General features: G+C 72.6%; 21 protein-coding genes. 14 read left to right on the forward strand and 7 right to left on the reverse strand.

What is annotated here, in order from left to right:
- Positions 1-20: 20 nt before the first annotated feature.
- Positions 21-1229, reverse strand: a complete 1209-nt coding sequence (locus ACSJJR_RS01570) for an IS110 family transposase (RefSeq protein ID WP_435941460.1) — start codon at positions 1227-1229, stop codon at positions 21-23.
- A 738-nt stretch (positions 1230-1967) separates the two neighbouring features.
- Here ACSJJR_RS01570 and galE point away from each other — a divergent pair.
- Complete coding sequence (gene galE / locus ACSJJR_RS01575) at positions 1968-2966, forward strand: UDP-glucose 4-epimerase GalE (RefSeq protein ID WP_435941772.1); 999 nt, start codon at positions 1968-1970, stop codon at positions 2964-2966.
- 66 nt (positions 2967-3032) lie between these two features.
- Here galE and ACSJJR_RS01580 read toward each other — a convergent pair whose 3' ends face one another.
- Both ACSJJR_RS01580 and ACSJJR_RS01585 read right to left on the reverse strand, forming a co-directional pair.
- Complete coding sequence (locus ACSJJR_RS01580; RefSeq protein WP_435941773.1) at positions 3033-3914, reverse strand: LCP family protein; 882 nt, start codon at positions 3912-3914, stop codon at positions 3033-3035.
- A gap of 762 nt (positions 3915-4676) precedes the next feature.
- A complete protein-coding gene (locus tag ACSJJR_RS01585) occupies positions 4677-5951 on the reverse strand; it encodes an LCP family protein (protein WP_435941774.1) in 1275 nt (424 codons plus the stop codon).
- Positions 5952-6121: 170 nt separating this feature from the next.
- Here ACSJJR_RS01585 and ACSJJR_RS01590 point away from each other — a divergent pair, with 170 nt between their 5' ends.
- The gene (locus ACSJJR_RS01590) at positions 6122-6994 is read left to right on the forward strand and encodes a glycosyltransferase (protein ID WP_435941775.1); all 873 of its coding nucleotides are present in this window, start codon (positions 6122-6124) and stop codon (positions 6992-6994) included.
- A gap of 34 nt (positions 6995-7028) precedes the next feature.
- Here ACSJJR_RS01590 and ACSJJR_RS01595 read toward each other — a convergent pair whose 3' ends face one another.
- Both ACSJJR_RS01595 and ACSJJR_RS01600 read right to left on the reverse strand, forming a co-directional pair.
- A complete protein-coding gene (locus ACSJJR_RS01595; RefSeq protein ID WP_435941776.1) occupies positions 7029-7403 on the reverse strand; it encodes a DUF2304 domain-containing protein in 375 nt (124 codons plus the stop codon).
- A gap of 22 nt (positions 7404-7425) precedes the next feature.
- Positions 7426-8154, reverse strand: a complete 729-nt coding sequence (locus ACSJJR_RS01600) for a glycosyltransferase family 2 protein (RefSeq protein WP_435941777.1) — start codon at positions 8152-8154, stop codon at positions 7426-7428.
- Positions 8155-8265: 111 nt separating this feature from the next.
- Here ACSJJR_RS01600 and ACSJJR_RS01605 point away from each other — a divergent pair, with 111 nt between their 5' ends.
- The 7 genes from ACSJJR_RS01605 to ACSJJR_RS01635 all read left to right on the forward strand — a co-directional run bounded on the left by ACSJJR_RS01605 (position 8266) and on the right by ACSJJR_RS01635 (position 15534).
- Positions 8266-8889: a DapH/DapD/GlmU-related protein gene (locus ACSJJR_RS01605; RefSeq protein ID WP_435941778.1), complete on the forward strand. Its 624-nt coding sequence runs from the start codon at positions 8266-8268 to the stop codon at positions 8887-8889.
- On the forward strand, positions 8889-10028 hold the full coding sequence (locus tag ACSJJR_RS01610; protein ID WP_435941779.1) for a DegT/DnrJ/EryC1/StrS family aminotransferase: 1140 nt from the start codon (positions 8889-8891) through the stop codon (positions 10026-10028). Before ACSJJR_RS01605 ends, ACSJJR_RS01610 begins: the two co-directional genes overlap by 1 nt.
- Positions 10029-10030: 2 nt before the next feature.
- Positions 10031-11029 (forward strand): Gfo/Idh/MocA family protein, encoded by a 999-nt coding sequence (locus ACSJJR_RS01615; protein ID WP_435941963.1) that lies wholly within the window; start codon positions 10031-10033, stop codon positions 11027-11029.
- Between the two features lie 29 nt (positions 11030-11058).
- Complete coding sequence (locus tag ACSJJR_RS01620) at positions 11059-12447, forward strand: lipopolysaccharide biosynthesis protein (protein ID WP_435941780.1); 1389 nt, start codon at positions 11059-11061, stop codon at positions 12445-12447.
- Entirely contained in the window at positions 12444-13784 is a 1341-nt protein-coding gene (locus ACSJJR_RS01625; protein ID WP_435941781.1) for a glycosyltransferase, read from the forward strand. Before ACSJJR_RS01620 ends, ACSJJR_RS01625 begins: the two co-directional genes overlap by 4 nt.
- A gap of 98 nt (positions 13785-13882) precedes the next feature.
- The gene (locus ACSJJR_RS01630) at positions 13883-14989 is read left to right on the forward strand and encodes a helix-turn-helix domain-containing protein (protein WP_435941782.1); all 1107 of its coding nucleotides are present in this window, start codon (positions 13883-13885) and stop codon (positions 14987-14989) included.
- Positions 14989-15534: a hypothetical protein gene (locus ACSJJR_RS01635; RefSeq protein WP_435941783.1), complete on the forward strand. Its 546-nt coding sequence runs from the start codon at positions 14989-14991 to the stop codon at positions 15532-15534. Before ACSJJR_RS01630 ends, ACSJJR_RS01635 begins: the two co-directional genes overlap by 1 nt.
- Before the next feature lie 31 nt (positions 15535-15565).
- Here the strand turns inward: ACSJJR_RS01635 and wecB are convergent, their stop codons facing one another.
- A complete protein-coding gene (gene wecB / locus ACSJJR_RS01640; RefSeq protein WP_435941784.1) occupies positions 15566-16642 on the reverse strand; it encodes a non-hydrolyzing UDP-N-acetylglucosamine 2-epimerase in 1077 nt (358 codons plus the stop codon).
- Positions 16643-16693: 51 nt separating this feature from the next.
- Between wecB and ACSJJR_RS01645 the strand changes: the two genes are divergently transcribed.
- Entirely contained in the window at positions 16694-17809 is a 1116-nt protein-coding gene (locus ACSJJR_RS01645; RefSeq protein WP_435941785.1) for a glycosyltransferase, read from the forward strand.
- 50 nt (positions 17810-17859) lie between these two features.
- On the opposite strand, the gene ACSJJR_RS01650 is transcribed toward ACSJJR_RS01645, so the two are convergent.
- The gene (locus ACSJJR_RS01650; RefSeq protein ID WP_435941786.1) at positions 17860-19458 is read right to left on the reverse strand and encodes an asparagine synthase-related protein; all 1599 of its coding nucleotides are present in this window, start codon (positions 19456-19458) and stop codon (positions 17860-17862) included.
- A gap of 142 nt (positions 19459-19600) precedes the next feature.
- On the opposite strand from ACSJJR_RS01650, the gene ACSJJR_RS01655 reads away from it, so the two are divergent.
- Genes ACSJJR_RS01655 through ACSJJR_RS01670 form a run of 4 tightly spaced genes read left to right on the forward strand, consistent with a single transcriptional unit; the run spans position 19601 to position 25581 of the window.
- Positions 19601-20821, forward strand: coding sequence for a glycosyltransferase (locus ACSJJR_RS01655; protein WP_435941787.1), 1221 nt, complete (start codon positions 19601-19603; stop codon positions 20819-20821).
- Positions 20818-22080, forward strand: a complete 1263-nt coding sequence (locus tag ACSJJR_RS01660) for a glycosyltransferase (protein WP_435941788.1) — start codon at positions 20818-20820, stop codon at positions 22078-22080. The genes ACSJJR_RS01655 and ACSJJR_RS01660 overlap by 4 nt, the downstream gene beginning before the upstream one ends.
- Entirely contained in the window at positions 22077-24230 is a 2154-nt protein-coding gene (locus tag ACSJJR_RS01665) for a DUF6541 family protein (protein WP_435941789.1), read from the forward strand. Before ACSJJR_RS01660 ends, ACSJJR_RS01665 begins: the two co-directional genes overlap by 4 nt.
- Before the next feature lie 55 nt (positions 24231-24285).
- On the forward strand, positions 24286-25581 hold the full coding sequence (locus ACSJJR_RS01670; RefSeq protein WP_435941790.1) for a nucleotide sugar dehydrogenase: 1296 nt from the start codon (positions 24286-24288) through the stop codon (positions 25579-25581).
- Positions 25582-25604 lie beyond the last annotated feature (23 nt).

Raw genomic sequence — 25604 nt, forward strand, 5'->3', positions numbered from 1 at the left:
GGGTGCCCCTATGTGGTGTGTCAAGCGGCGGCGGGTAGTTTCGTGGCTGGTTGTGGGTCGTAGAGGGCTCCATCTCGGATCATGGCGTGCAGGGTCAGGATGCGGCGGTGGGCCAGGGCGAGAACGGCCTGGTTATGACGCTTGCCCTGGTCTCGTTTGCGCTGGTAGTAGGCCCGGGAGACGGGGTCGGAGCGCAGGGAGGCGAAGGCGGACAGGAACATGGCGCGCTTGAGCCTCTTGTTGCCGCCGTGGGAGACGTGCTCACCACGGATCGATGAGCCGGAGCGGCGTGTGACGGGAGCGAGCCCGGCGTAGGAGGCCAGCTGGGCGCCGGTGTCGAAGGTCTTGCCCAGGGTCTCGGCCAGGAAGACGGCGGCGGTCCTGACCCCGATCCCGGGCATGGAGATCAGGACCTCATAAAGAGGGTGGGCCTCCACCAGGGCCTCGACCTGGGCGGCGACATCGGCCCGCTGAGCGTGCAGGGCGATGAGCTGCCTGGCCAGGTGAGGTAGCACCGTTGCGGCGGCGTCGGTGCCGGCGACCACCACGGTCTGGTGCTCCAGGGCCGAGACGATCTGGCCGGCCCAGGTGGCGTGCCGCCTGCACCCGTGCTTCTTGAGCCTGGCGTCAATCCTTGCCTTGCCCGCTCGCTTCAGATCGGCTGGGGTGGGCCAGGCGGCGATGACCTCCAAGACGGCGTCGTGCTCCAGCCAGGGCCCCACCACGGCCTCGAGGGCGGGGTGGATCTGGGTGTACAGGCCCCGGATCCGGTTAGCGCTCTGGTTGACCTGGCGGGCCAGGTCCAGGTCGAATCCCGTGAGCATCGACAAGGCGGCCGCGTCCTCGTCCGAGGCGCTGACGGCTCTCAGGGTGTGAGGCATGCTCCTGGCCGCGCCGGCGATGACGGCCGCGTCCTTCGCGTCGGTCTTGGCGCTGCCCGGCGTCAGGTCGGCGATGCGTCGCATCGACAGTCCGGGCAGGTAGCCCACGGTGATGCCCATGTCCTGGGCCACCGCCACGGCCAGGGCCCCGATGGTGGCGGGCTGGTCGACCACCACCAGCAGCCTCCCGTGGTCGGCCAGCTTGCCGTAAAGGGAACGCAGACGTGCCTCGTCATTGGGAAGGGGCTTGTCGAGGACCTTCCGCCCGTCCCGGCTCAGGGCCGTGGCCCAGTGGTCCGTCTTGCCGACGTCGATGCCGATGAAGACCTCGATGTCCTCGATATCCATCTCTCCTGCCGCCTCTCGGTCAAGTCGATACGGGGCCAGCCGGTGGACGACCGGTTCCGCACCCACGTTACGAAAGACCTCACACGCGGTGGGTCGTTCCCCTTATCAGCGGTCACCAGCGTCCGGCTGCTGCGGGTGACAACACCCCCCGGATCATCTACGGACAGGGGCAAGACATCATGCCCACAGCAACTGGCCCGGCCCCGGACCACCCAGGACCACCAACAAGGTAACGGGTGTGGTGGGTGCAGTGGTACACGGCTGCGGCGGGCGACACGGTGAGCAAGAGCACACCGGTGAAGCGTGGGCCGGGGACGGTCGGGCGTGCCCGCCGGCTGACGCAGGGACCGAAATGGCCCTGAGCACGGCGGCGAGCGCCGCACTCACCGAGGTGAGCCCCGCCATGGGTGGCGCCCGGCGCCGACAACAGACCGGCGGGCAGGAGGGAGACCGTGGCCCAGCCCGTCAGTACCATCGGGGCAAGCACACGCAGCGCCCGCCCATACGCTGAGGCGGAGCCCGGGGTGGCTCCCGCGCGCTCCAACGCGGCTCGGTAACGCTCTCATCGGCCCCGTGCGGACAGCGGGTGTGCGCGCGACTGAACGGGCAGGTACAGGCAGGATCAGCAGGATGATCTCGGCGGCATCCTCAGTGCGTCTGTGTGCCCTGGTGCGGCCGAGGGAACAAGGAACATCGAGACGGGGATGATCGGTGGCCGACACGTCTACGCTTGGGACCATGAGCATCCTCGTTGCCGGTGGCGCCGGCTACATCGGCGCCCATGTCGTCCGTCTTCTGCTCGAGCGCGGCGAGGAGGTGATCGTCGTCGACGACCTGTCCTACGGCAGCCCCGAGCGTGTCGAGGGCGCCACCGTCGTCGAGCTCGACGTCGCCTCCGGCGAGGCCCCGACCGTCCTCACCGACCTCATGGAGCGTCGTGGTGTCACGGCCGTCATCCACTTCGCCGCCCGCAAGCAGGTTGGTGAGTCGGTCACGCGCCCCGCCTGGTACTACCAGCAGAACGTCGGCGGCCTTGCCAACATGCTGCTCGCCATGGAGCAGGCGCGTGTGGACCAGATGATCTTCTCCTCCTCCGCCGCCGTCTACGGAATGCCGCCGGTGGAGACGGTCAGCGAGGACACCGAGTGCCACCCCATCAACCCCTACGGGGAGACCAAGCTCATCGGTGAGTGGATGATGGCCGACGCCGAGCGCGCCTGGGGCCTGCGCTGGGCGGGCCTGCGCTACTTCAACGTCGCCGGCGCCGGCTGGGACGACCTGGGGGACATGGCGACCCTCAACCTCATCCCCATGGTCCTCGACCGCCTCGTGAGGGGCGAGACCCCGAAGATCTTCGGCACCGACTACCCGACACCCGACGGCACCTGCATCCGCGACTACATCCACGTGCGAGACCTGGCCACCGCCCACATCGCCGCCCTGGACTACCTGGCCTCCGGCCAGCCCATGGAGGAGCACGTCTTCAACGTCGGCACGGGTGAGGGGGCGAGCGTGCGCGAGGTGGTTGGCAAGTGCATCGCCGTCACCGGGCTGGACCTGTCTCCTGAGGAGCTCGACCGGCGCGCGGGCGACCCCCCGCAGCTCATCGGCGACGCCTCGCGCATCACCCGGGTCCTGGGCTGGCACGCCGAGCACGACCTCGACGACATCGTCACCTCCAGCTTCAGAGCCTGGCAGGCTGACCCGGGCCGCGAGCACTTCGCAGCGCGCGGCTGACGCAGCACCGCGACGGCGGCCGACCACCCCTCACAGGTGGTCGGCCGCCGTCGTCGTGGCCCGCCCTCAGCCGGAGATCTGGTTGAGGTCCGTGGGGGTCAGCGTCCCGTCCCTCAGGGAGGCGAAGAAGTCCGGGGCCGTCGTGTCCTGGAGGAGCACGGCTGAGCCGATGCCCCCGGGCTCGTAGTCGAGGGACTCGATCGGGGGCGCCCCCGCCAACCCGGCTCCCGAGGCGTCCCGGAAGGCCAGCACCATCCTGGCCAGGTCGAGCGTGCGCGTGCCCTCGTCTACCGTGAGCGTGGAGGCACCGGCCTCGACGAGCGCGTCCTGGCGCGTGAGGGACAGGAGGGTCTGCCTGCTCATCGCCTCGGAGATGACCGCGGAGACGACGGCGCGCTGGCGCAGTGCACGGCCGATGTCCCCCAGCGGGTCGGACTTGCGCATGCGCGAGTAGGCCAGGGCGCGGGTGCCGTCAACCGTCTGGCACACGCCGTCCGCCGTGTGCCACACGAGCCCGGAGTCGGGGTCCTCGACGTCGTAGTCCAGGCACACCTCGACGCCTCCTACGGCGTCAACGAGCGAGGTGACGCCCCCCATACCGACCTCGACGTAGTGGTCCACCGTCAGGCCGGTGAGGTCCTCAACCGTCGCGACCAGGAGAGGGGCCCCGCCGTAGGCGTAGGAGGCGTTGATCTTGTCACCGCCGTAGCCGGGGACCTCGACGTAGGTGTCGCGCGGCAGCGAGATGAGCGCCGCGGTGCCGTTGGGCGCGCGGTGCAGCAGCATGATCGAGTCCGCCCGAGCACCCTCGGTCTCGTCCTGCACGGTGCCGTCGGCACGCGAGTCCGAGCCGACGATGAGCCACGTCTGCCCGCTCGTGTCTGCGGCCCCGGAGAGAGCGTCCACGCGCCCGATGGACTCCTCAACGCGGTGGGCGAGCCACAGCACGCGTCCTGCGGCCAGGGCGATGACGAGGACGAGGACGGCCGCGACCCAGCGCAGAGGGTGCGGACGCCGCCGCCGTCGTGGCCGGACCGGCTGAGGCCTCGGTGCGGGTGGGGCGGCCGGGGGGAGCGGAGCCTGTGCCCAGGGCCCTTGCTGGGCGCCCCACCCGGGTGGCGGCTGCGGCGGACGCTGTGCACCGGGGTGCTGCACGGAGCGGCGCACCGGGTAAGCCGCAGGTCCTGCGGGCGACGTGGCCGTGCGCGGGGGCAGGGCGCCGGAACGGGCCGCTCCGGCCGCCGGCAGGGCCCGGGTCCGCTCGACGCCCTCGGGCGCGCCCGGTGCCAGCGGGACCGCGCGGGAGCCTTCGCGCGCGCGGGAGACGTGAGGACGCCGAGGGGCGCCCGCGTCGCGTGGTGGCAGCGCAGTGGTCCGGGGCGGCAGTGAGGAGGGCAGGGAGCGGCTCTGGCGGCTGTGGGCGGCGGGAGGAGGCGGGCTGTGGCGGCGACGGGCGGTGGGGGCGGGGCCCGGTGCGGCGGAGCCTGTTGCGGGCCGGGACGGCGTCGCGGGTTGGCCCGCGACGGCCGAGCCTGTCTGGCGCTGGGCGTGGGGCGGCGTCGCGGGCGGCTCACGGCGCGCACGGCGCCGGCCTGAGGAGCCGGAGCCGGGTGCGAAGGAGGGGGGCAGGTCGCCCGAGTCAGTCGAGCTCATGGCAGGAGGACCTCGCTCGGTGGGGGATCGGGGACATGACGGGGACCAGGACCAGGCCTACTGCTTGAGGTTGTAGCAGGCGGCGGCGGGGTCCTCGGCGGGGGTAGGGGCCGCCTCCCCCTGTGAGGTGGTGGTCTCCTCCACGGCGTCGCTCGGGCCGAGGTCCTCGGTCCCCCCGGCCTGTGAGGGCGCGGTGCCGTCGGCCTGGACGGTGACGGACTCGCTGGGCACCGGGGTGTCGTTGATGAGCGCCTCCCACACGGCCTCGGCCTGCCAGGAGGGCACCACTCGGTTCTGGGGGTCTGAGGGTGCCGGCGCGAAGGGCATGGTCACGAACCTCACGTTGTCCATCCCGATGGAGGCGATCGACTGGGCAAGACCCGCCAAGGTGGTGAGGGACCCGACGCCCGGCGAGGTGGTGAGCGTCGCCAGCGCGCTGCGGGCGAAGGAGTACAGGTCGGTTGCCGAGGTCAGCAGGTTCTTCTGCTGGGCCGTGCGCAGCATCGCCGCCATGAGGTTCTGCTGGCGTCCGATGCGGTTGATGTCCGAGCCGTCGTATCCGACGCCGTAGCGCACACGCGCGTACTGCACGGCCGTCATCCCGTCCATGTGGTAGCAGCCGACGTCGAGCACCAGCCCCGTGTGGTCGACGTCGTAGATCTCCTCGTCAACGTAGACCTGCACACCGCCCAGGGCGTTGACCATGGCGGACAGCCCCGAGAAGTCCACGACCATGTACTCGTCGATGTAGATGCCCGTCAGGTGCTCAACCGTCCTGATCGTGCAGGCGGCACCGGCGGCAACGGCCTCGGGCGAGGCGCTCTTACCGGCGCCGTTGGAGAAGGCCGAGTTGAACATGGCGTCGTACTGGGCGTAGGTCTCGTTGCCGTCGGCCTGCGTGCACGTGGGGATGTCCAGCAGCGTGTCCCGGGGGATGGAGACGACCTCGATGCGGGTGCGGTCCGCGGAGATGTGCAGGATCATCGCGGTGTCCGAGCGGGCGACGGCGACGTCGTCGCTGCCATCAGCCCCATCGACGTTGTTGGCACCCGCGCGCGTGTCCGAGCCCATGACGAGGATGTTGACGGCCCGGCCCGCGTAGCTGTCCTCGACCGCCTCCTGCGTGGCGTCCGCGCGGGTGGGGCGGTCTGAGCCGAGGAGGTCGTTGACGTCGATGCGTTGCACCTGGCTCTGCAGGTCGTGGTAGCTGATTGCCGCGAAAGAGGCCGCGAACAGCACGACGGACAGCAGGACGAGCAGGATCCTGCGTCCGGTGCGGCGGGCGAGGTCCTTCGCGGCATGCCGTGCGAGCGGACGGGGCGAAGAGGGCACGAGGGTGATCATAGGGAACGCCGCTGGGAAATCAGTGGATGTCGTGCCCGTCACCGCCGCGGCAGGCGGCCCGGACAGCGGCGTGGCGTCCGCGCGGGCCCGTGCCGCCCGGTGGACGTCGCCCCCGTCCGGGCGCCCGCCGTCGTGGCCGTTTCGGCTAGTCTCTGCCTGTGACCACACCACCCACCGGGACGATCCGGGTCGTGACCGTCGCCTACAACCCAGGCGATGAGCTCGACCGCTTCCTCTCCTCCGTCCCGGCGGCCACTGCGAGGAAGGTCACGGTCGTCATCGCCGACAACGGCACCGAGCACCACCTCGTTGACGAGCTCGCCGCCCGCCACGGCGCCCGGGTCGTGCGCAGCGGAGCCAACCTCGGCTACGGCGGAGGCGCCAACCAGGCCGCCGCTGGGCTGACGGAGGACTGGGTCGTCATCGCCAACCCCGACATCGTCTGGCGCCCGGGCAGCCTTGACCTCCTGGTGGAGGCGGGGCAGGCGGACCCGACGGCCGGATGCCTGGGCCCGCGCCTGCTCAACTCCGACGGCACCGTCTACCCCTCCGGCCGTGCCCTGCCGACCCTGGTGAGCGGGGCGGGGCACGCGCTGCTCACCAGGGTGTGGCCGTCCAACCCCTTCTCCGCCGCCTACCACGCCCAGGACGGCAACGACGCGGTCCGCGAGGTCGGCTGGCTCTCGGGAGCCTGCCTCGTCCTGCCCCGGCACGTGTGGCAGGCCCTGGGAGGCTTTGATGACGGCTACTTCATGTTCTTCGAGGACGTTGACCTGGGAGCCCGTGTGAGCCGTGCGGGCTGGCGCAATATCCAGGTTCCGGGAGCGGTGGTCGTCCACGAGCAGGGCGCCTCCTGGAAGGCCCGTCCCGAGAGGATGATCCGGGCGCACCACGCCTCGGCCAGGCGCTACATGTGCGGCGTGTACGACGCCCCGTGGCAGGCTCCCGTGCGCTGGGCGGTCATCGGCGGCCTGCGGCTACGTGAGGAAGTGCAGGTGCGCGCCGCCCGCAGGGCGAGCCGAGCGCGCTGACGGCCTCGGGCCTGCCCCGGGCTCTCGTGCCGGCTCAGTCCTGGTGGGAGTCTCGTGAGGGCGCGTGGTCGCCGTCGGCCGCCTCCATGAGGGCGATCCGGCGCGCCAGCCGCGTCACCTGGCGCTCGAGGGCCGCGTTGCGCCTGAAGGAGGAGAGCATCTGGGCCAGGAAGGCCACCGCCAGCGCGTACAGCAGCAGGTCGGCCCCACGGCCGACCCCCAGCAGGTGCGCCAGGCGGGTTGTGATGCTGGGGGTGGCGATCGACACGACGGCGAAGCAGACGAAGGCGAGTGTCACCAGGCGCCTGGCGGCCTGGTGGCGCGAGCCGCCCGGCACGCGGTAGATGAGCCAGCCGATGACCGCGACGGCGGCGATGAGGACGACCTGGATGACGATCTGTGAGCTCATGGCTACGCTCCTGCCCGGGCCCTCAGGAGAAGACCAGGTCGACGAGGATGTTGACGGAGTTCCACAGGGACTGGCCCTTAGCGCGGGAGTAGTCGGTGTAGGTGATGTGCACCGGGTGCTCGGCCCAGGCCAGGCCCGTCGCCCCCAGCTGACGCACGATCTCCGAGGCGTGCGCCATCCGGTTCTGGCGCAGCTGGACGCGTTCGAGGGCGTCGCGCCGGATGACCCGCAGCCCGTTGTGGGCGTCGGTCAGGTGCATGCCCGAGCTGCGTGAGGACACGGCCGCCGCGGTGCGCAGCACCAGCCGTTTGACCCAGCCGACCTGCGTCGAGCCGTCGAGGAAGCGTGAGCCCAGCACGAAGCCCAGGTCCTCGCGGCGCGAGCGCTCCACCATGGCGGCGGCGTCCTCGACCGAGTGCTGGCCGTCGGCGTCGAAGGTCACCACCCAGCGGGCACCGGTGCGCTCCAGGACGTAGGCGAAACCCGTCTGCAGAGCCGCCCCCTGCCCGAGGTTGACCGGGTGCTGGATCACGACGGCGCCCGCCGCGGCGGCCTCGCAGGCGGAGGCGTCCCTCGAGCCGTCGTCCACGACGACGACGTGGGGGAAGACGCGACGCGCCTGCTCGATGACGCCGCGCACCACCGGGGCCTCGTTGTACAGGGGGATGACGAGCCAGGCGTCGTCAAGGGACTGCGGCCCGCCCGAGGGGGAGGGGCTCGCACCCACGTCGTTCCTGCCGGTGTCGGTCATCCCCGTAGTGTCTCACGGTCGTCGCCGCCCGGGACGAGGGGGCTTACGATGGCGCCGCAGGACGACGGCGGCTGACTCCGCCGCGAGACCGCGCACAGACGAGGAGCAACCGTGAGCGTCAGGATCGCCGACTCGGCCGATGTGTCGCAGGAGGCCGTCATCGGTGACGGATCAAGCATCTGGCACCTGGCCCAGGTACGTGAGCACGCGGTGCTCGGCCGTGACTGCGTCGTCGGGCGCGGCGCCTACATCGGCGAGGGCGTCGTCATGGGCGACCGCTGCAAGGTACAGAACTACGCGCTTGTCTACGAGCCGGCACGTCTGGCCGACGGCGTCTTCATCGGCCCGGCCGTGACCCTGACCAATGACCACTTCCCCCGCGCCGTCAACCCCGACGGCACCCTCAAGTCCGCCTCGGACTGGCAGCCCGTGGGGGTCACGGTCCAGGAGGGTGCCGCTATCGGCGCCCGCGCCGTCTGCGTCGCCCCGGTGACCATCGGCGCCTGGGCGAGCGTCGCGGCCGGCGCCGTCGTCACCCGGGACGTGCCCCCGCACGCCCTCGTCGCCGGGGTCCCCGCCCGCCGCATCGGCTGGGTGGGCCGGGCGGGACAGCCCCTCGTCGCCGTCACCGGCGCCGACCCCGCCTACCGCCAGGGCACGGTGCGCTGGCGCTGCCCCGTGACGTCCACTGTCTTCGAAGAGCTCGAGAACACGATCCGAGAGGTGTCCATCTGATGGCATTCGACTTCATCCCGCCCGCCAAGCCAATCATCGGGGACGAGGAGCGTGCCGCGGTCGACGCCGTCATCGCCTCCGGCATGGTGGTCCAGGGCCCGCAGGTGGCCGCCTTCGAGGAGGAGTTCAGCGCCCAGGTGGTCGCCGGCGCCCACTGCGTCGCGGTCAACTCCGGCACCTCCGCCCAGCACCTGGCCACCCTGGCCTGCCTGGGGGAGACGGACCCGGCGGCCCTGGCCGGTGCCGAGGTCATCGTCCCCTCCTTCACCTTCGCGGCCACCGGCAACTCCGTGGCCGCCACGGGCGCCCGCCCCGTCTTTGCCGACATCGACCCCACGACCTTCACCCTCGACCCGGCCAGCGTCGAGGCCGCCGTCACGGAGCGGACGGTGGCCATCGAGGTCGTCCACCTCTACGGCCTGCCCGCCAACATGCCCGAGATCCTCGCCATCGCCGAGCGCCACGGCCTCAAGGTCTGGGAGGACTGCGCCCAGGCCCACGCCGCCGCCATCGACGCCACCCCCGTGGGCACCTTCGGCGAGTGGGGCTCCTTCTCCTTCTACCCGACGAAGAACATGACCTCCCTCGAGGGCGGCATGGTCTCCACCGCCGACCCCGGGCTGGCCCGCCGCGTGCGGCTCCTGCGCAACCAGGGGATGGAGCGCCAGTACGCCAACGAGCTCGTCGGGTTCAACAACCGCATGACGGACGTGGGGGCCGCCGTCGGCCGCGTCCAGCTCACCAGGCTGGAGGGCTGGACCGCGCAGCGGCAGGCCAACGCCGCCGTGCTCGACGCCGGGCTCGCCGGGGTGCCCGGCGTCGTCACCCCCGCGGTCCCTGAGGGCTACCGCCACGTCTACCACCAGTACACGATCCGCTTCGAGGGGGCCGGTGCTGAGGACCGCGCCGACGCCCAGAGGGCTCTCAAGGAGGAGTGGGGCGTCGGCTCCGGCGTCTACTACCCGATCCCCAACCACAGGCTCGCCTCCCTGGCGCCCTACGCCCCGGGCCTCGAGCTGCCGGGCACGGAGAAGGCGGCGCGAGAGTGCCTGTCCCTGCCCGTGCACCCCTCACTGAGCCAGGCCGACCTCGAGCGCGTCATCGAGGCCGTCACCGCCGTCGCGAAGGCGGGTGCGTGAGCATGGGGGAGAACCTGCGCGTCGGGCTCATCGGCCTGGGGTCGATGGGCCGCCACCACGCCCGCGTCATCCGTGCCACCCGGGGCATGGAGCTGGTCGCCGTCGCGGACCCGGGGGGTGACCGCTTCGCAGTCGCCGGTCACCTGCCGGTCCTGCCCGACGTCGCCGCTCTTATCGACGCCGGGATCGATGCAGCCATGGTGGCCGTCCCGACGGTCTACCACGAGGAGGTCGCCCTGGCCCTGGCCGAGGCCGGCGTGCACACGATGGTGGAGAAGCCCATCGCCCACAGCGTCGAGGCGGGCCGGCGGGTGCGCGACGCCTTCGCCGGGCGCGGCCTCGTCGGCGCCGTCGGCTACGTCGAGCGCTGCAACCCCGCCCTGAGGGCGCTGCGCGAGCGGCTCGACGCCGGCGAGCTCGGCCAGGTGTACCAGGTCCTCACCCGCCGCCAGGGGCCCTTCCCCGCCCGCATCAGTGACGTCGGTGTCGTCAAGGACCTCGCCACCCACGACGTTGACCTCACCGCCTGGGTGGCCGGCTCGCCCTACGCCGCGATCAGCGCGCAGGTCGCCCACCGCTCCGGCCGGGACAACGAGGACATGGTCGTCGCCAGCGGTGTCCTGGCCAACGGTGTCATCGTCTCCCACGTCGTCAACTGGCTCACCCCCTTCAAGGAGCGGGTCACGGTCGTCACCGGGGAGAAGGGATCCTTCGTGGCGGACACCCTCACCGGCGACCTCACCTTCCACGCCAACGGCACCGTGGAGTCCACCTGGGACCAGGTGGCCAACTTCCGGGGTGTGAGCGAGGGCGACGTCATCCGCTACGCCATCGCCAAGCGCGAGCCCCTCGCCCTGGAGCAGGAGCACTTCCGTGACGCCGTGCTCGCCGGCCCCGGTGCGGGCGCTGAGACCGTGTCCATGGAGGAGGGCGTGCAGACGCTGCGCGTCGTCGAGGCCGTGCTGACGGCGGCGGCCGAGAACCGGACGGTCACGCTCTGACCGGGCTGCTGGCGCGCTGGCGCCGCCGCTTGCAGGCCCTGACCGGCTCCTCCCCGGTCCTGGGGCACGTCCTGACCCTCGTGACGGGCACGGCCGTCGCGCAGGCCGTGTCCCTGCTCATGACCCTGGTCCTGGCGCGCCTGTACACGCCTGAGGACCTCGGCCAGCTGGCTACCTACACCTCCGTGGCGGGCGTCGTCGTGGCCGTCGCGGCCCTGCGCTACGACATGGCCGTCATGCTGCCGCGCCGCGACGCCGAGGCCCTGGCACTGACCCGCCTGGCCATGTGGTGCGTGCTGGTGGCCAGTGCGCTCATCACCGTCCTCGCCGTGCCGCTGCGCGGCACCGTCGCCCGGCTGTGGGGCCCGGAGGTGGCGCTGTGGATGCCGCTGGTGGGTCTGACCACCTTCCTCATGAGCGGCATCGAGGTCCTCAAGTACTGGTTCAACCGCCACAGCCGCTACCGGGTCATCGCCGTCAACCAGGCCGAGCAGCAGATCGGGCTCACCGGGGGCCAGCTCGTCCTGGCCCTCGCCGGGCTCGGCGGGCTGCCCGGCCTCGTCCTGGGGCACACCCTCGGCCAGCTCTTCGCCTTCCTCAACCTGGGCAGGCAGGCCCCGGAGGTCGCCAGGCCGCTGCCCGACGACGCCCCGAGCCTGCGCCAGGTCGCACGCCGCCACCGGCGCATGCCCCTGCTCAACGCCCCTAACGCGCTTGTTGACGCCGTGAGGCTGTCCGGCATCCAGCTGCTCATCGCGGGCTACTCGGCCGCCGCACTGGGCCAGTTCCAGATGGCCTGGAGGGTTCTGGACGCCCCCCTCATCCTCGTCAACGGCGCGGTCTCGCGCGTCTTCTTCCAACGGCTGTCCGTCGTCGAGCCCGGGCAGATGCGCCCGCTCGTCAACGCCCTGGTCAAACGCGCCCTCATGGTTGGCGTCGTGCCCTTCGGGACCGTGTACCTCATCTCCCCGTGGCTCTTCCCCTTCCTGTTCGGCGAGCAGTGGCAGGGTGCGGGTGGCTTCGCGCGGGCGCTGACGCCCTGGCTGTTGATGCTGCTCATCACCTCACCGGTGTCGAACCTCTTCGTCGTCACCGGCAACCAGGGCTGGATGCTCGCCTTCGCCGTCGTCTACGCTGCCGTCCCCCTGGCCTGGCTGGCGCTGTCGCCCCTGGAGCTGCTGGCCACCACCTATGTGCTTGGGGCCCTCATGGCCCTGCTGCTGGTGCTCATGACGCTCATGGCCTACGAGGCCGCCCGCCGCTTCGACGCGCGCGGGCCCGCTTCCGGGGCGGCACCGGAGCCGGCGGGGGACCCGGGCGCCACGGGGGAAGCCGCAGGGGACGAGGAGCCCGCGGAGCACAATGAGGGGGCTCTGCGGCCCGGCCCGCAGGCACCGACCACCGAGGAGGACGCATGAGCACCGCCACGACACCGCCCGCCCGGCCCGCCGGGGGGCGGGACGACGCCGGTCACGGTAACCGTGACGTCCTGCTGCTGCTCACCGACTTCTACCCCTACGAGGTCGGTGAGGAGTTCCTTGAGCAGGAGATCGAGACCCTGTGCGAGGCCTACGACGAGGTCCTCGTCGTGCCCGTGCGCCTGTCCCAGGGGGCCCGCCGCACCCGGCCGCTTCCGGCCAACGCCCGCAGCGCGCTCATGCCCGCCTCCCGGCTGCCCGGCGGCTGGCGCTCGCAGGCGCTCGTGCGGGCCGCCCAGATCCTCCTGGGGCGTGAGCGGATGGTCGAGACGCCGCCGTGGCGCAGCCCGGGCCGCTTCGGGATGGATGTGCGCTTCGCCGCCATCGCCCTCGGCGCACGTGCACGGCTGCGCCGCCTGGTGCCCTGGCTGGGCCTCAGGCCGGGGGACCGGGTGACCATCTACTCGTACTGGTTCTTCACCGGCGCGGCCCTGGGCGGGATGCTCAGGCGCCGCGAGCTCGCCTACCACGAGGTGCGGGTGGTGGCGCGCGCCCACGCCTACGACGTCGACGAGGCCGACGCGCCGCGTGGCTACGTGCCCTCACGGCGCTACGTCATGGAGGCCGTTGACCGCGTCTACCCCATCTCCGAGTACGCCGCCGGTTTCCTGCGGCGCCGCTTCCCACAGGCGGGTGGCCGCGTTCAGGTGGCGCGGCTGGGCGTGCCGGCGTCGTCGGCGCCGCTGCGGAGCCTGCCGCCCGACGGCGAGCCCTTCGCCCTCGTCTCATGCTCGCACATGGCGCCCTACAAGCGCGTCGGCCTCGTCCTGGAGACGGTGGCCGAGCTCGCCCGGCGCGGCCACGCGGTGACCTGGACGCATGTGGGGGAGTCGGACCCCCAGCGCGTGGAGGAGCTGCGGCGCCGGGCGGCCGAGCTCGCCCCGGGGGTGGACATCACCTTGACCGGGCACATGCCCAACGAGCAGGTGCGCCGCCTGTACGCGACGAGCACCCTGTCCTGTTTCCTCAACTGCTCCGACGGCGAGGGGGTGCCGGTCTCCGTCATGGAGGCGCAGGCGGCCGCCCTGCCGGTGGTGGCGACGGCGGCCGGCGGCACCGGGGAGATCGTCCACGACGGCGTCAACGGCCGTCTCGTGCCCGTCGAGGTCAGTGTGGCCCAGGTAGCGGACGCGGTCGAGTCCGTCATGGACCTGTCGGCTGAGGACTACGAGCAGATGAGCCGGGCGGCCCGGGCCACCTGGGCGTCGATGAGCGACGCCTCCGCCCAGTACCGGCGCTTCGTGGCGGGCCTGCGCGCGCTCATGCCGCGGCCCTGAGCCCCGGGGCGCGCGTCTGGGGAGGTCCGCGCGTCGCTGCTGTTCGACCCGTGGGGGTCCCTGGCGGGACGCACCGTCAGTGTTCTAAATTGGAACACATGACGCAGGTGAACGACGAAGTCGGTCGACGGGTCGCTGAGGCGCGCGAAAGGCGCGGCCTCACCCAGGCGGATGTCGCGTCCCGCAGCGGCATCGGGCGCCCCACCCTCTCCAAGCTGGAGAACGGCCAGCAGAGCATCAGCATCTCCCACCTGGTGGATCTCGCCGAGGCGCTCGACATGCGTGTGGAGTGGCTGCTGTCCGACCCTCCTGCCGCGATCGTCTCCCACCGTGGGAGCAGCCGGTCACGGTTGGCCAGCATCGACCTTGAGGTCGAGCGCATGGCCCGGGAGGTGGAGCTCGTGGCCTCGGAGTCCCACAGCTTCGCCTCCGTGCTCGGTCGGCTTCCCGTTCTCGATCGTCCGCAGGATGCGCGTGCCGTCGAGGAGATGGCAGGCCGGGCCCGAGACCTCCTCGGTGCTCCACGTCAAGGACCGCTGCACGACCTCGGTGAGCTCATGGGACGGCTCGGTGTCATTCTCTTCTCCGTCGACCTCGGACCCGAGGAGGCGGACGCAGCCACCGTCCTGCTGGAGCACGGTGCGGTCAGCGTGGTCAACGCTCACCTTCGCACCGGGCGGCGGCGCCTGTCGGCTGCGCACGAGCTGGGGCACGCCCTCCTCGCGGACGACTACACGGTGGACTATGCGCTGGGGGACCACACCGGGCGCACCGAGTCGCAGCTGGACCAGTTCGGGCGGGCGCTGCTGCTGCCCGCCGACTCGACGGCCTCCCGGTGGAAGGCTCTCCGCGACACTCACGTATTACGTGAGGCCGCCGTGATCGTCGCCAGCGAGTACCGGGTGGACATGGCGACCCTGGCGCGGCGCCTCAGGGAGCTGTCGGCGATCAGTTGCTCCCAGACGGCGGAGATCAGGCGGACGGTGACCACCCGGGAGGACATCGTCGAGTGGAGTCTGGTCCCGGCGGACGAGCTGCGTGTCGGTTTCCTGCCCGCGACCTATCGGGAGGCCGTGCTCGACCTGTACCTCGATGAGCGGCTGAGTCCGGAGAGGACCGTGGAGCTCTTGCGTCGGACCTGCACGGAGGGAGATCTTCCGGAGCCGCCTCCGCTGGCCGCTGACCGGATCTGGCAGTTCGTCTGATGGGGGAGCGACAGACGCTGGTGCTGGACACCGGTCCGCTCAGCGCCTTCGCACAGGCCGGGTGGCTCGGTGCGCTCAGGGGGATGGCCGAGCGGGTGCCCTACAGGCTGGAGGTCACCGCGCAGGTGCGCGCGGAGCTGAGGGCAGGGTTGCCCAGTCACCCGGCCAACCAGCTTGTCCTGAACGCGGACTGGATCGTCGTCGTAGACGAGGAGCTTGAGTGTGAGCGCCGACTCTTCGAGAAGTATGCGGCACGGCTCGTGTCGGGGCGTCACAACGTCGGAGAGTGCTCCGTCCTCGCCCGGGCCAAGGCCTGCGGGAGCATCGCCGTCGTTGACGACACTGTCGCCCGCAGGCTCGCGGAAACGGAGAGGATCAGCTACCGAGGGACTCTTGCCCTGTTGGTGGAGACGATCCGTGCCGGGTACCTGACGCTTGAGGCGGCCAGCGACGTGGCTGACCACCTCATTGCCGTGAAGTATCGCCTGCCGTTCCCGCCGGGCGGATTCGCCGTCTGGGCGAGGCAGAATCTGGGCCTGGAGTAGACGCACACCGGCGGACGCCGCTGCGCGCCCCTCAGGCCCGGGCCAGCAGCTCGGCTGCGACGCGCTCGGCGGCCCGGCCGTCGCCGTAGGGGTGGGCGTCGCGCTCCGCGGGCTCCGCCGGGCGCGGGCGTGAGGCCGCCACCACCAGGGCCGGACCCGGCTCCGCGAGCACGTTCCATCCCAGCTCGACCGTCTCCACCCACTCCGTCACGGGCCGCACCGTCGTGCACGGCACCCGCAGCAGGAAGGCCTCCTTCTGCAGGCCACCGGAGTCCGTCACCACGCCCCGCGCCGCCAGCATCGAGGCGACGAGCTCCGGGTAGGCCAGGGGGGCGTGCACCCGCAGGCTGCCGCGGTCGGCCAGCTCCAGCCCGTGGGCGGCGCAGGCCGCCACCAGCCGCGGGTGGGCCAGCAGCACCACCGGGTGGTCCACCCCGGCCAGGCTGTCGAGCACCAGGGCCAGGCGCCCGGCGTCGTCGGTGTTCTGAGGGCGGTGGATCGTCGCCAGGGTGTAGGAGCCCTCCGTCAGCCCCAGCTCAGTGGCCACCGGTGAGGGCGTCCCCTCCAGGGCGTCACGCTGGGTCAGGAGCACGTCCGTCATGACGTCGCCGACGACGACCGTGCGCTCGGCCAGGCCCTCGTCGGCCAGGTGGGCGGCGCCGACGGCCGTGGGCGCCAGGAGCAGGTCGGCCGCGTGGTCCGTCAGGACCCGGTTGACCTCCTCGGGCATGGCCCGGTCGAAGGAGCGCAGCCCCGCCTCCAGGTGCGCCACCGGCACGTGCTTCTTGACGGCGCTCAGCGCCCCCGCGAGCGTGGAGTTCGTGTCCCCGTAGACGAGCACCCAGTCCGGGCTCAGCTCGTCGAGCACCCCGTCCATGGCGGCGAGCATCGCCCCCGTCTGCACACCGTGGCTGCCGGAGCCGACACCCAGGTGCACATCGGGCGAGGAGATGCCCAGGTCGGTGAAGAAGACATCGGAGAGCATCGGGTCGTAGTGCTGACCCGTGTGGACGATGCGGTGGTCGATACCCGCGGCCCTGAGAGCGGCGTCGACGGGGGCGAGCTTGACGAACTGGGGCCGGGCCCCGACGACGGAGAGGACGCGCATGCCGCTCACCCTACCGAGGCCCGCCGTCGGTGGCGCCTGTAGTCTCCACGCATGCGCGTCACCGTCGTCACCACGTGGCTCCCCACCGCCGTCGCCCCCTCCTCCGGCAGCTTCGTCGTGCGCGACTGCCTGGCCATGGCCCAGGCGGGCCAGGACCTGCGCATCATCCACCTCGTGCCGCCCCACCAGGACGACGGCACCCGGTGCACCACCATCGAGGGGCTGCAGGTGCTGCGCGTGCCCATGCGCCCCGCCGACCCGCTGTCGGTGGCCCGGGCGGCCCGGCGCCTGCCGGCCCTGCTTCAGGGTGCCGACGTCCTGCACTCCATGGCCATGAGCTCCCTGCTGCCCCTTGGGCTGCTGGACACGGCCCGCGCCCTGGACCTGCCGTGGGTGCACACCGAGCACTGGTCGGGGCTGACGAACCCGGGTACGCTGTCGGCCGCGCTGCGGGCGGGACGGGTGCTCGTCACCCACGAGCTGACCCGCCCCGACGTCGTCACCGCCGTGTGCGAGTACCTGGCTGCGCCCGTGCGCCGGGCCCGGGCGGAGGCACCGACCGTCGTCGTGCCCTGCGTCGTCGAGCCGCCCGCTGAGGTCACCGCCCGGCCCAGTGGCCCGGGCCCGCGGCTCGTGAGCGTCGGTGGCCTCATTGAGCGCAAGGACCCCCTTATGTGCGTCGACATCCTCGCCGAGCTCGTCGACCGGGGGCAGCGGGCGAGCCTGGCCCTCGTCGGGGACGGGCCCCTGCGCGAGCAGGTCGAGGACCGCGCGGCGCAGCTGGGCGTCGCCGACCGGCTGCGTCTGACGGGCACCCTGGACGCAGCCGGCGTCCAGCGCGAGCTGGCGGGGGCCGACCTGTTCCTCGGACCGACCCGCGGCGACAACTTCTTCGTCTCCGCCGCGGAGGCGATCGTGGCCGGGCGGCCCGTCGTCGTCTCCGACGCCGGAGGCCAGGTCGAGTACGTCGAGGCCGGCAATGGCAGCGTCGTCCCGGCGGGATCCGCCGCGCCCGTGTGGGCCGACGCCGTCACCTCCACCCTCAGACGCCTGGAGGGCGTCAGCGCCCAGGACGTGGCCGCGACCATCGGGCAGCGCTTCGCCTACCGGCAGGTCGGGGTGGCCTACCGCCGGGTCCACGAGCAAGCGGCCGGCCTGGGCGGCTGAGCCCCGGCGGCCGCCGGGCGCGGAACCGTCCGGCCCGCCGTCCGGCCGCGCTAGGCGTCCACCACGGGCAGGTCGCGGAAGATCGTGGCGCTGTCGCACCACGTGTCGCGCAGGAAGGACCGCGTCCACAACCCCAGGGTCTTGCGCCCCGACAGCAGGGCCGCCGCCGCACGTGGGCGGGAGACGTCCGTGAACAGCGCGTCGAAGGCCGTCTCGGAGTGCAGGGAGGACCATGTGGAGAAGACCCTCTCGGCCACGGGCAGCAGGTGCGTGGCGGTCAGCGCGCGTTTGAGACCGGCCCTCGTGCGCGGGTCCACGCGGGTGACCTCGTAGTAGGCGGACTGCGGCCCCGAGGCGCCGGTGGCCCTGGCCCACAGGTGGTTGACGACCTGGCGGTACAGGTCGCGGGTGGCGGTGGCGCTGGCGGTGCCGCGCAGCCAGGTGCGCCACACCTCGGTGTCGAGCATGGGCAGCGCCCAGTCCATGCCCAGGTGCTCGTAGGCGCGCACGGAGTTGTTGATGTACTTCGTCTGGCGCTCGCGCAGGTTGTAGCCCTCCAGCAGCGAGCGCAGGCTGCGGCCCGAGCCGTCGAAGCCCGCCAGGGACATGGCCTCACGCACCGGAGCAGCCACCCACGGGTCGCCCGCGGCCCGCTGCGGGCGACCCTGAAGGTCGTGGTGGTGGCGGACGATGGCGCGCGCTGCCGTCGCCCGGCTCACAGGCAGCTCGTCCAGGAGCTGCTCGTCATGCATGTTGCCCACGATCGTGTGGCCCGGCACGACGACGTCGCCCTCGGTGGCGTCGCCACGCTCGCGCATGACGGACAGGGCGTACCAGTCCTGCACGTGCGGCAGGGCGGACCAGGCGTGGCAGGCGGCGAGGAAGGCCGCGGTGGCGGGCGAGTGCCAGTGCTCCAGCAGGGGGCCACGCTCGTAGGGCACGGTGGTCCACGCGACGCCGGCCTCCTGGGCGACGGCCCGGGAGACCTCGACCTCGCGCGCCCCTGCGACCCCGTAGGTGAAGGTCGCCACGCGGCCGGCCTCGCCGTGCGCCAGGAGCCAGGCCAGCAGGAGACGCGAGTCGAGCCCGCCCGACAGCGGCAGCAGCAGGCGACGGCCATCGGTGCGCTCGAGCAGACGCGTCATCGTCGTGTCGAGGGCGGCGAGGAAGGCGTCGGCGAAGTCCTGCGGGTCGGTGATCTCCTCGGCGCTGTAGACGGCGAAGGCGTAGTCGGTCTGGTGGGCCTGGCCGGTGCGCCGGTCGATGGTGACGACAGCACCCTGCGGGACCTGGTGGACCCCGCGCAGCAGGGTGCGTGCGCCCGTGACGAAGCCGGCGTCCTCCAGCTCGGCGAGGGCGGGCCGCAGGAGCGCAGGGTCCGAGAGCCCGGACAGCAGGGCGGCCGGGTCGTCACTGACGAGCAGGCGTGAGCCCGAGCTCTCCACGGCCCAGAACAGCGGCCACGAGCGCAGCCGGTCCACCGCGAGCGTGACGTGGTCCTCGGTGACCTCGACGGCGGCCAGGCGGCCCGGGTGGTCGCGCAGGACCTCGGGGCTGGTCGGGCCGGCGCAGGGGTGGTCGCTGCGCACGTGCAGGCCGTCCCCGGCCTGCGTCCACGCCGGGGAGGTGAGCGAGAGGTCGGTGTCCACGGTGTCCTCGTCCGTCGGTGAAGCCTGGCTGCTAGTGTGGCACACCGTGACACGCCGTCCTGGTGCGCACGGGGACGCCGGCCCGCGCGCCGCGCCCGGCCGCGGTCCCTGGCGTGCGCCGGCCGCAGGAGGGAGTGAGCTCGTGACCGACCGTCCTGGTGCGTCAGCCGGGCGCAGCCGCCCGCTCATGGTCTTCCACGCCCCCTACCCCTTGACCGAGAGGACGGCAGCCTCCCGGCTGCGCCCCCTGCGCATGCGCCGGGCCTTCGTGGAGCTGGGCTACGACGTCGTCGAGGTCACCGGCTACGCCTCGGCCAGGCGGCGGGCCATGGCCCGCGCCGAGCGGCGCCTGGAGGCCTACGAGCGCCAGCGCCGTGCGCAGCCCTCGCTGCCGCCGGCCTTCGTCTACTCGGAGAACGCGACGATCCCCAACGCGCTCACCGAGCCGCGCCACCTGCCGCTGCACCCGCGCCTGGACGCCGCCTTCTTCGCCCGCGCGCGTCGGCGAGGCCTTGAGGTGGGGGTCTTCTACCGGGACCTGTACTGGCGCTTCCCGCGCTTCCGCCAGTCCATCAACCCGGCTGTGGACCTGGCGCTGCGCGCCATGTACCTCACCGAGCTGGCCCAGTGGCGCCGTGCCGGCCTGCACGTGTACCTGCCCAGCGAGGCGATGAGCGTGCACCTGCCCACCATCGACCCGGCGCGCACGAGCGCGCTGCCCCCGGGCGCGGACCCCGACGCCGTGCGCAGCCCCTCGCGCCCGGACCTGGAGGGCGGGCCCCTCGACCTGCTCTTCGTCGGCGTCCTGGGCGGCAACTACCGCATCGAGGCCGTGTGCCGTGCGGTGGCGGCCGTGGAGGGCACCCACCTGACGCTGTGCACACGCCAGGAGGAGTGGGCGCAGGTGCGCGGCGGCTACGAGCCTCTGCTCGTGCCCGGGCGCCACGAGGTCGTCCACGCCTCCGGCGAGGGCCTGGAGCCGCTGTACAGGCGCGGCGCCCTGGGCGTGCTGCTCGTCGAGCCGCACGAGTACTGGGACTTCGCCGTGCCCTACAAGCTCTACGAGTACCTCGCCCACGAGCTGCCGGTGGTGGTGACGGCCGGGACCGAGGCCGCACGGATCGTCGAGGACCTCGGTGCCGGGTGGGTTCTTCCCTATGACGAGGCCGCACTGGCCGACCTCCTGCGCGAGCTGGGCGCCCACCCCGAGCGTCTGAGGGCGGTCCAGGAGCGCCTGCGCAGCGCCCTGCCGGGCCAGACCTGGCAGGCCCGTGCCCGGCGCGTCGCCCTCGACCTGTCCGGCTGGGCCCCGCCCGCCGAGCACCCCACCACATCCCAGAGCCAGGAAGGCAGTCAGCCGTGACCCCGTCCCGACCCGTACGCGGTGGCGCTCTCCTGGCCACCCGCATCCACCTGCCCGAGGCCGCCGCCGCCGCCCTGAGACTGGACGGGGTCGAGCGCGCCCTCGCCGCCCACCACGTCCCGGTGCGGGTGCTGACCACCGCCCCGCCGCCGGGTACGGCGCCCGCTGCGGACCCTCAGGGGGTGAGCGTCTCGCGCTGGCCGGCGCTGCGCGACGCCAGCGGCTACCTGCGGGGCTACCTGCCCTACCTGTCCTTCGACGTGCCCCTCATAGGACGTTTCCTCGCCCAGCCGCGCCCCGACGCCGTCCTCGTCGAGCCCCCGCCGACCACGGGCGTCGTCATGCGCCTGGCCTGTGCCCTGCGGCGCGTGCCCTACGTGTGGTACGCCCCGGACGTGTGGTCCGCCGCCGCCGAGTCCACCGGCGCGCCCCGGCTCGTCCTGGCAGCAGTGCGCCGCATGGAGTCCTTCGCGGTGCGCGGCGCCGCCCGTGTCGTGGCCGTCAACGAGGAGGTCGCCGAGCACGTGCGGGCCCTGGGCGGCAGGGACGTGCGGGTTGTTCCCAACGGGATCGACACCTCCGTCTTCGACCCGGACGGCCCGGTTCCCGACGAGGAGCGCCGGCGCGCGCTCGGGCTCACGGGACCGTACGCGGTGTACGCGGGTACCGTCTCTGAGTGGCAGGACGCGGGTGTCTTCGTGCGCGCGCTCGCCCAGCTCCGCGCCGCCCGCCCCGGGGCTCAGGTCCTCTTCCTCGGGCAGGGCTCGGACTGGGAGGCGGTCCGTGAGGCGGCCGCCGCCCTTGAGCCCGGTGACGACAGCGCCCCCGCCGTCGTCATGCACCCACCCGTGCCGCCCGCCGAGGCGGCCGCCTGGCAGCGGGGAGCCGTCTGCGCCCTGGTGTCCATCAAGCCGGGGCAGGGCTACGACTTCGCCTACCCGACGAAGGTGCTGGCGGCCCTGGGCTGCGGGACCCCGGTGCTCTACGCCGGCCGCGGGCCCGTGGTCGAGGACGTCGCGCGCCACGACCTGGGGTGGGTGAGCGACCACAGCCCCGGCTCCGTCGCCGACGCCCTCGTGGCCGCCTTCGACGCCGATGACGCGCTCACGCCCCAAGGGCGCCGGCAGCGCAGTGAGCGCCTGCACGCCTGGGTCAGTGAGCACCGCTCCCTCGAGGCGACGGGGCAGCGCGTCGCCCGGCTCCTGCGGGAGGTCGTCCTCGAGCGCCGGCCAGGGCTGGCGGCGGGGGAGGCTCGGTGACCGCCTGGGTCCCTGCCCTGCCCCTTCTGGCCGCGCTCGTGGTCGTGACCTTCGGTCCCGGCCTGCTCGTCCTGCTGGCCGCGGGCGCACGCAGCCGCCTGGCGGCCCTCGCCTGCGCCCCCGCGCTCACCTTCGCGCTGATGGGCACCGCCGGCGTCGTCCTCAACGCCGTGGGGCTGCGCTGGCACCTGCCGACGGTCACCGCCTGGGTGCTGGGCTGGGCGCTGCTCGTCGCCGTCGGGCGCTGGTGCGTCCTGGCGCTGCGGGGACGGCGTCTGACACTGCGCAGCTGGACGCGCGTGCCCGTGGACGCCGCGGGGGTGGCCGAGGCCGGGTCGGCAGGAGGCGCCCCTGGGGAGCCAACCGGCCAGGTGCCCGCGCTGGCCGGCCCCCGGTGGCTGCCGGCGGCGTCGGTGCTCACGACCTGGCTGGTCATGCTGGCACCGGTCCTGCCCGGCAGTGGGCCCCGCGTGCCGATCCAGTCAGCGGACTCCATCTACCACTACAACCAGGCGTGGCTCATCGAGCACACGGGCAACGCCTCCATGCTCAACGGCAACGCCGGCATGTTCGGCATGGACGGCACATCGAGCTTCTACCCGATGGTGTGGCACGAGATCACGACGCTCGTGTCCCTGGGGTGGGAGGGCGTCGTGCCCGCCACCAACACCATGATCCTGCTGGTTCCGCTCGTCTACCTCGTCGGCCTGCTCTACCTCGTGCGAGTCGTCCTGCCCGAGGTGCGCGGGGCCGCCTGGGTGGCCCTGGGGGCCTGCGCCTTCATCCCGATCTTCCCCATGCGTCTGCTCATGGACACGGCCGTGTGGCCCTACGCCCTGGCGCTGGCGGCGTGCCCCGCGGTGGCGGCGTGGGCCGTGGCGCAGGTCCGTCGCTGCCGGTGGCTGTGGTCCCAGCGGCGGTGGCTGCGGGCGCTGACCTCCGTCCTGGCGATCGTGCCGGCCGCAGCCGGCCTCATGCTCACCCACCCGGCGACCCTTGTCATCGTCGGCTGGCCCCTGGCGGCCCTGGCCTGGACGGGCCTGGTGCTGGCCTCCTGGAGGCTGCTGCGCTCCGAGGACCGGCACAACCGCCTCGTGGGGGCCTGGCTGGCCGCCCTCGCGGTGGCCGTCGTCCTCGTCGTCGTGGCGCTTGTCATGCTCCCCGGCCCGTTGCAGGCGCACTTCGGGCGCCGTCCGCTGCGCACGTGGACGCACGCGTGGAAGAAGGTCGTCTCCGCCCTCGTCCTGTTCTACGGGGGTGGCGGCTGGACGATGCGTGCCACCCAGGTCGCCATGGGCCTGGCCTGCCTCACCGGCGCGGCGACGGCGCTGTACCGCCGGCGACACCGTGGGGTGGTGGTTGCCTGGGTCGCGTGCCTGCCGCTCATCGTCTCCGCGATGGCTCCGGTTCCCGTCCTGTCCGCGATGACAGGCGTGTTCTACAACAACCCTCACCGGATCAAGGCGATGACGGCCGCGCCGGCCATCCTGCTTGTGACGCTGGGGCTGACGGCCGTGGCCCCGGTCATCGTCCGGGTGGTGCGCAGCCGGGTGGCGGGGCTGGGGCTGCACCGGCTGGTGCCCTGGAGGCTGCGCGGCCTCCTCCAGCGCTGGCGCGCTCTGCTGCCGGTGCAGGCGCGGGCGGCGCTGGTGCTGCTCCTGGTCGGCACGCTCGCGACGGCGCCGGCGCTGCGCCACGACGTCGTCGGGGCCTTCTCCCCCTACATCGGGCACCAGAGGCGCGTGGCCTCCGCCGAGGAGCTCGCCATGATGACGCGGCTGCCCCTGTTGCTGCCCGACGACGCCTACGTCGTCGGGGACCCGGTGGCCGGCACCGCGATGCTGCCCTTCATGGCGGGTGTGCAGCCGGTGTGGATGTTCGCCGGGCAGGCGGAGTCGGACGAGGACGGGTTCTACCTGCGCCAGCACCTCAACGCCCTGCACAGGGACCCGCACGTGTGCGAGGTGCTGCGCGCGCACTCCATCAGGTACTTCTACGAGGACTCGAGCCAGTTCTTCAACGGCGTGTGGCTGGCGAGCCTGCGCCCGGGCCTGTACTACGTGGACACCTCCAAGGGCTTCCGCCTGCTGGACGTCGGTGGCACCGCCCGCGTGTGGGAGATCACCGCCTGCGACGAGGCCCCGCGCTGATCCTCGCTATCCTGGGCCCACTGAGCCGGAGCCGTCCGGCGTGAGGAGAGCCCGTATGCGCATCGCCGTCGTCGCCCTGGGAAAGATCGGGCTGCCGCTGGCCGTCCAGTACGCCGAGAAGGGGCACGAGGTCATCGGCGTCGATGTCAACGCCACCACCGTCGAGGCCGTCAACCGAGGCCAGGAGCCCTTCCCCGGTGAGGCCCACCTCGCCGACAAGCTCGCCCGCCTCGTGCCCGCCGGGGCGCTGCGCGCCACCACCGACTACGCCGAGGCCATCCCTGGTGCCGACGCCGTGGTGCTCGTCGTGCCCCTCTTCGTTGACGACGCCACCTGGCAGCCGGACTTCACCTGGATGGACGACGCCACCCGCTCGCTGGCCGCCCACCTGAGCCCCGGCACCCTCGTGTCCTACGAGACCACCTTGCCCGTGGGCACCACCCGAGGACGCTGGAAGCCCCTGATCGAGCAGGTCAGCGGCCTGGTCGAGGGTCGTGACTTCCACCTCGTCTTCTCCCCCGAGCGGGTGCTGACCGGCCGGGTCTTCGAGGACCTGCGCCGCTACCCCAAGCTCGTCGGCGGGCTGAGCGAGCAGGGCACCGCCCGGGGTGTCGCCTTCTACGACAGCGTCCTCGACTTCGATGAGCGCCCCGACCTGGCGCGCCCCAACGGCGTGTGGGACATGGGCACCGCCGAGGCCGCCGAGATGGCCAAGCTCGCCGAGACCACCTACCGTGACGTCAACATCGGCCTGGCCAACCAGTTCGCCGTCTACGCGGACAAGGCCGGCTTCGACATCGAGCGCGTCATCGAGGCCTGCAACTCCCAGCCCTACTCGCATATCCACCGCCCCGGCATCGCGGTGGGCGGGCACTGCATCCCCGTCTACCCGCGCCTGTACCTGTCCACGGACCCGGACGCCACCGTGGTGCGCGCCGCCCGCCAGTTCAACGCCACCATGCCGGGCTACGTCGTCTCCCGCGCCGAGGAGGTCCTGGGGGGCCTGGCAGGGCTGCGCGTGGTGGTCCTGGGCGCCTCCTACCGCGGCCGGGTCAAGGAGACCGCCTTCTCCGGCGTCTTCCCCACCGTCGAGGCCCTGCGTCACAAGGGCGCCACCGTCCTGGTCCAGGACCCCATGTACCGCGACGACGAGCTCGCCGCCTTCGGGTGGACGCCCTACCACCTGGGGCAGGAGGTGGACGTCGCCATCGTCCAGGCCGACCACCCCGAGTACGCCACGCTCACCCCCGCGGACCTTCCGGGCGTGCGCCTGCTGCTCGACGGCCGGCGCGTCACCGACCCCACCCTGTGGGCGGGCACCCCGCGCCTGGTCATCGGCGGCGGTGAGTGAGACCGGCAGGCAGGTCCGTGGCC

This window comes from Actinomyces sp. W5033, from assembly GCF_051303165.1.

Coding starts and splice junctions, on each gene's coding strand:
- ACSJJR_RS01570 (WP_435941460.1), bottom strand. CDS start 1,229: ATGGATATCGAGGACATCGAGGTCTTCATCGGCATCGACGTCGGCAAG.
- galE (WP_435941772.1), top strand. CDS start 1,968: ATGAGCATCCTCGTTGCCGGTGGCGCCGGCTACATCGGCGCCCATGTC.
- ACSJJR_RS01595 (WP_435941776.1), bottom strand. CDS start 7,403: ATGAGCTCACAGATCGTCATCCAGGTCGTCCTCATCGCCGCCGTCGCG.
- ACSJJR_RS01600 (WP_435941777.1), bottom strand. CDS start 8,154: ATGACCGACACCGGCAGGAACGACGTGGGTGCGAGCCCCTCCCCCTCG.
- ACSJJR_RS01610 (WP_435941779.1), top strand. CDS start 8,889: ATGGCATTCGACTTCATCCCGCCCGCCAAGCCAATCATCGGGGACGAG.
- ACSJJR_RS01615 (WP_435941963.1), top strand. CDS start 10,031: ATGGGGGAGAACCTGCGCGTCGGGCTCATCGGCCTGGGGTCGATGGGC.
- ACSJJR_RS01625 (WP_435941781.1), top strand. CDS start 12,444: ATGAGCACCGCCACGACACCGCCCGCCCGGCCCGCCGGGGGGCGGGAC.
- ACSJJR_RS01630 (WP_435941782.1), top strand. CDS start 13,883: ATGACGCAGGTGAACGACGAAGTCGGTCGACGGGTCGCTGAGGCGCGC.
- ACSJJR_RS01635 (WP_435941783.1), top strand. CDS start 14,989: ATGGGGGAGCGACAGACGCTGGTGCTGGACACCGGTCCGCTCAGCGCC.
- wecB (WP_435941784.1), bottom strand. CDS start 16,642: ATGCGCGTCCTCTCCGTCGTCGGGGCCCGGCCCCAGTTCGTCAAGCTC.
- ACSJJR_RS01645 (WP_435941785.1), top strand. CDS start 16,694: ATGCGCGTCACCGTCGTCACCACGTGGCTCCCCACCGCCGTCGCCCCC.
- ACSJJR_RS01670 (WP_435941790.1), top strand. CDS start 24,286: ATGCGCATCGCCGTCGTCGCCCTGGGAAAGATCGGGCTGCCGCTGGCC.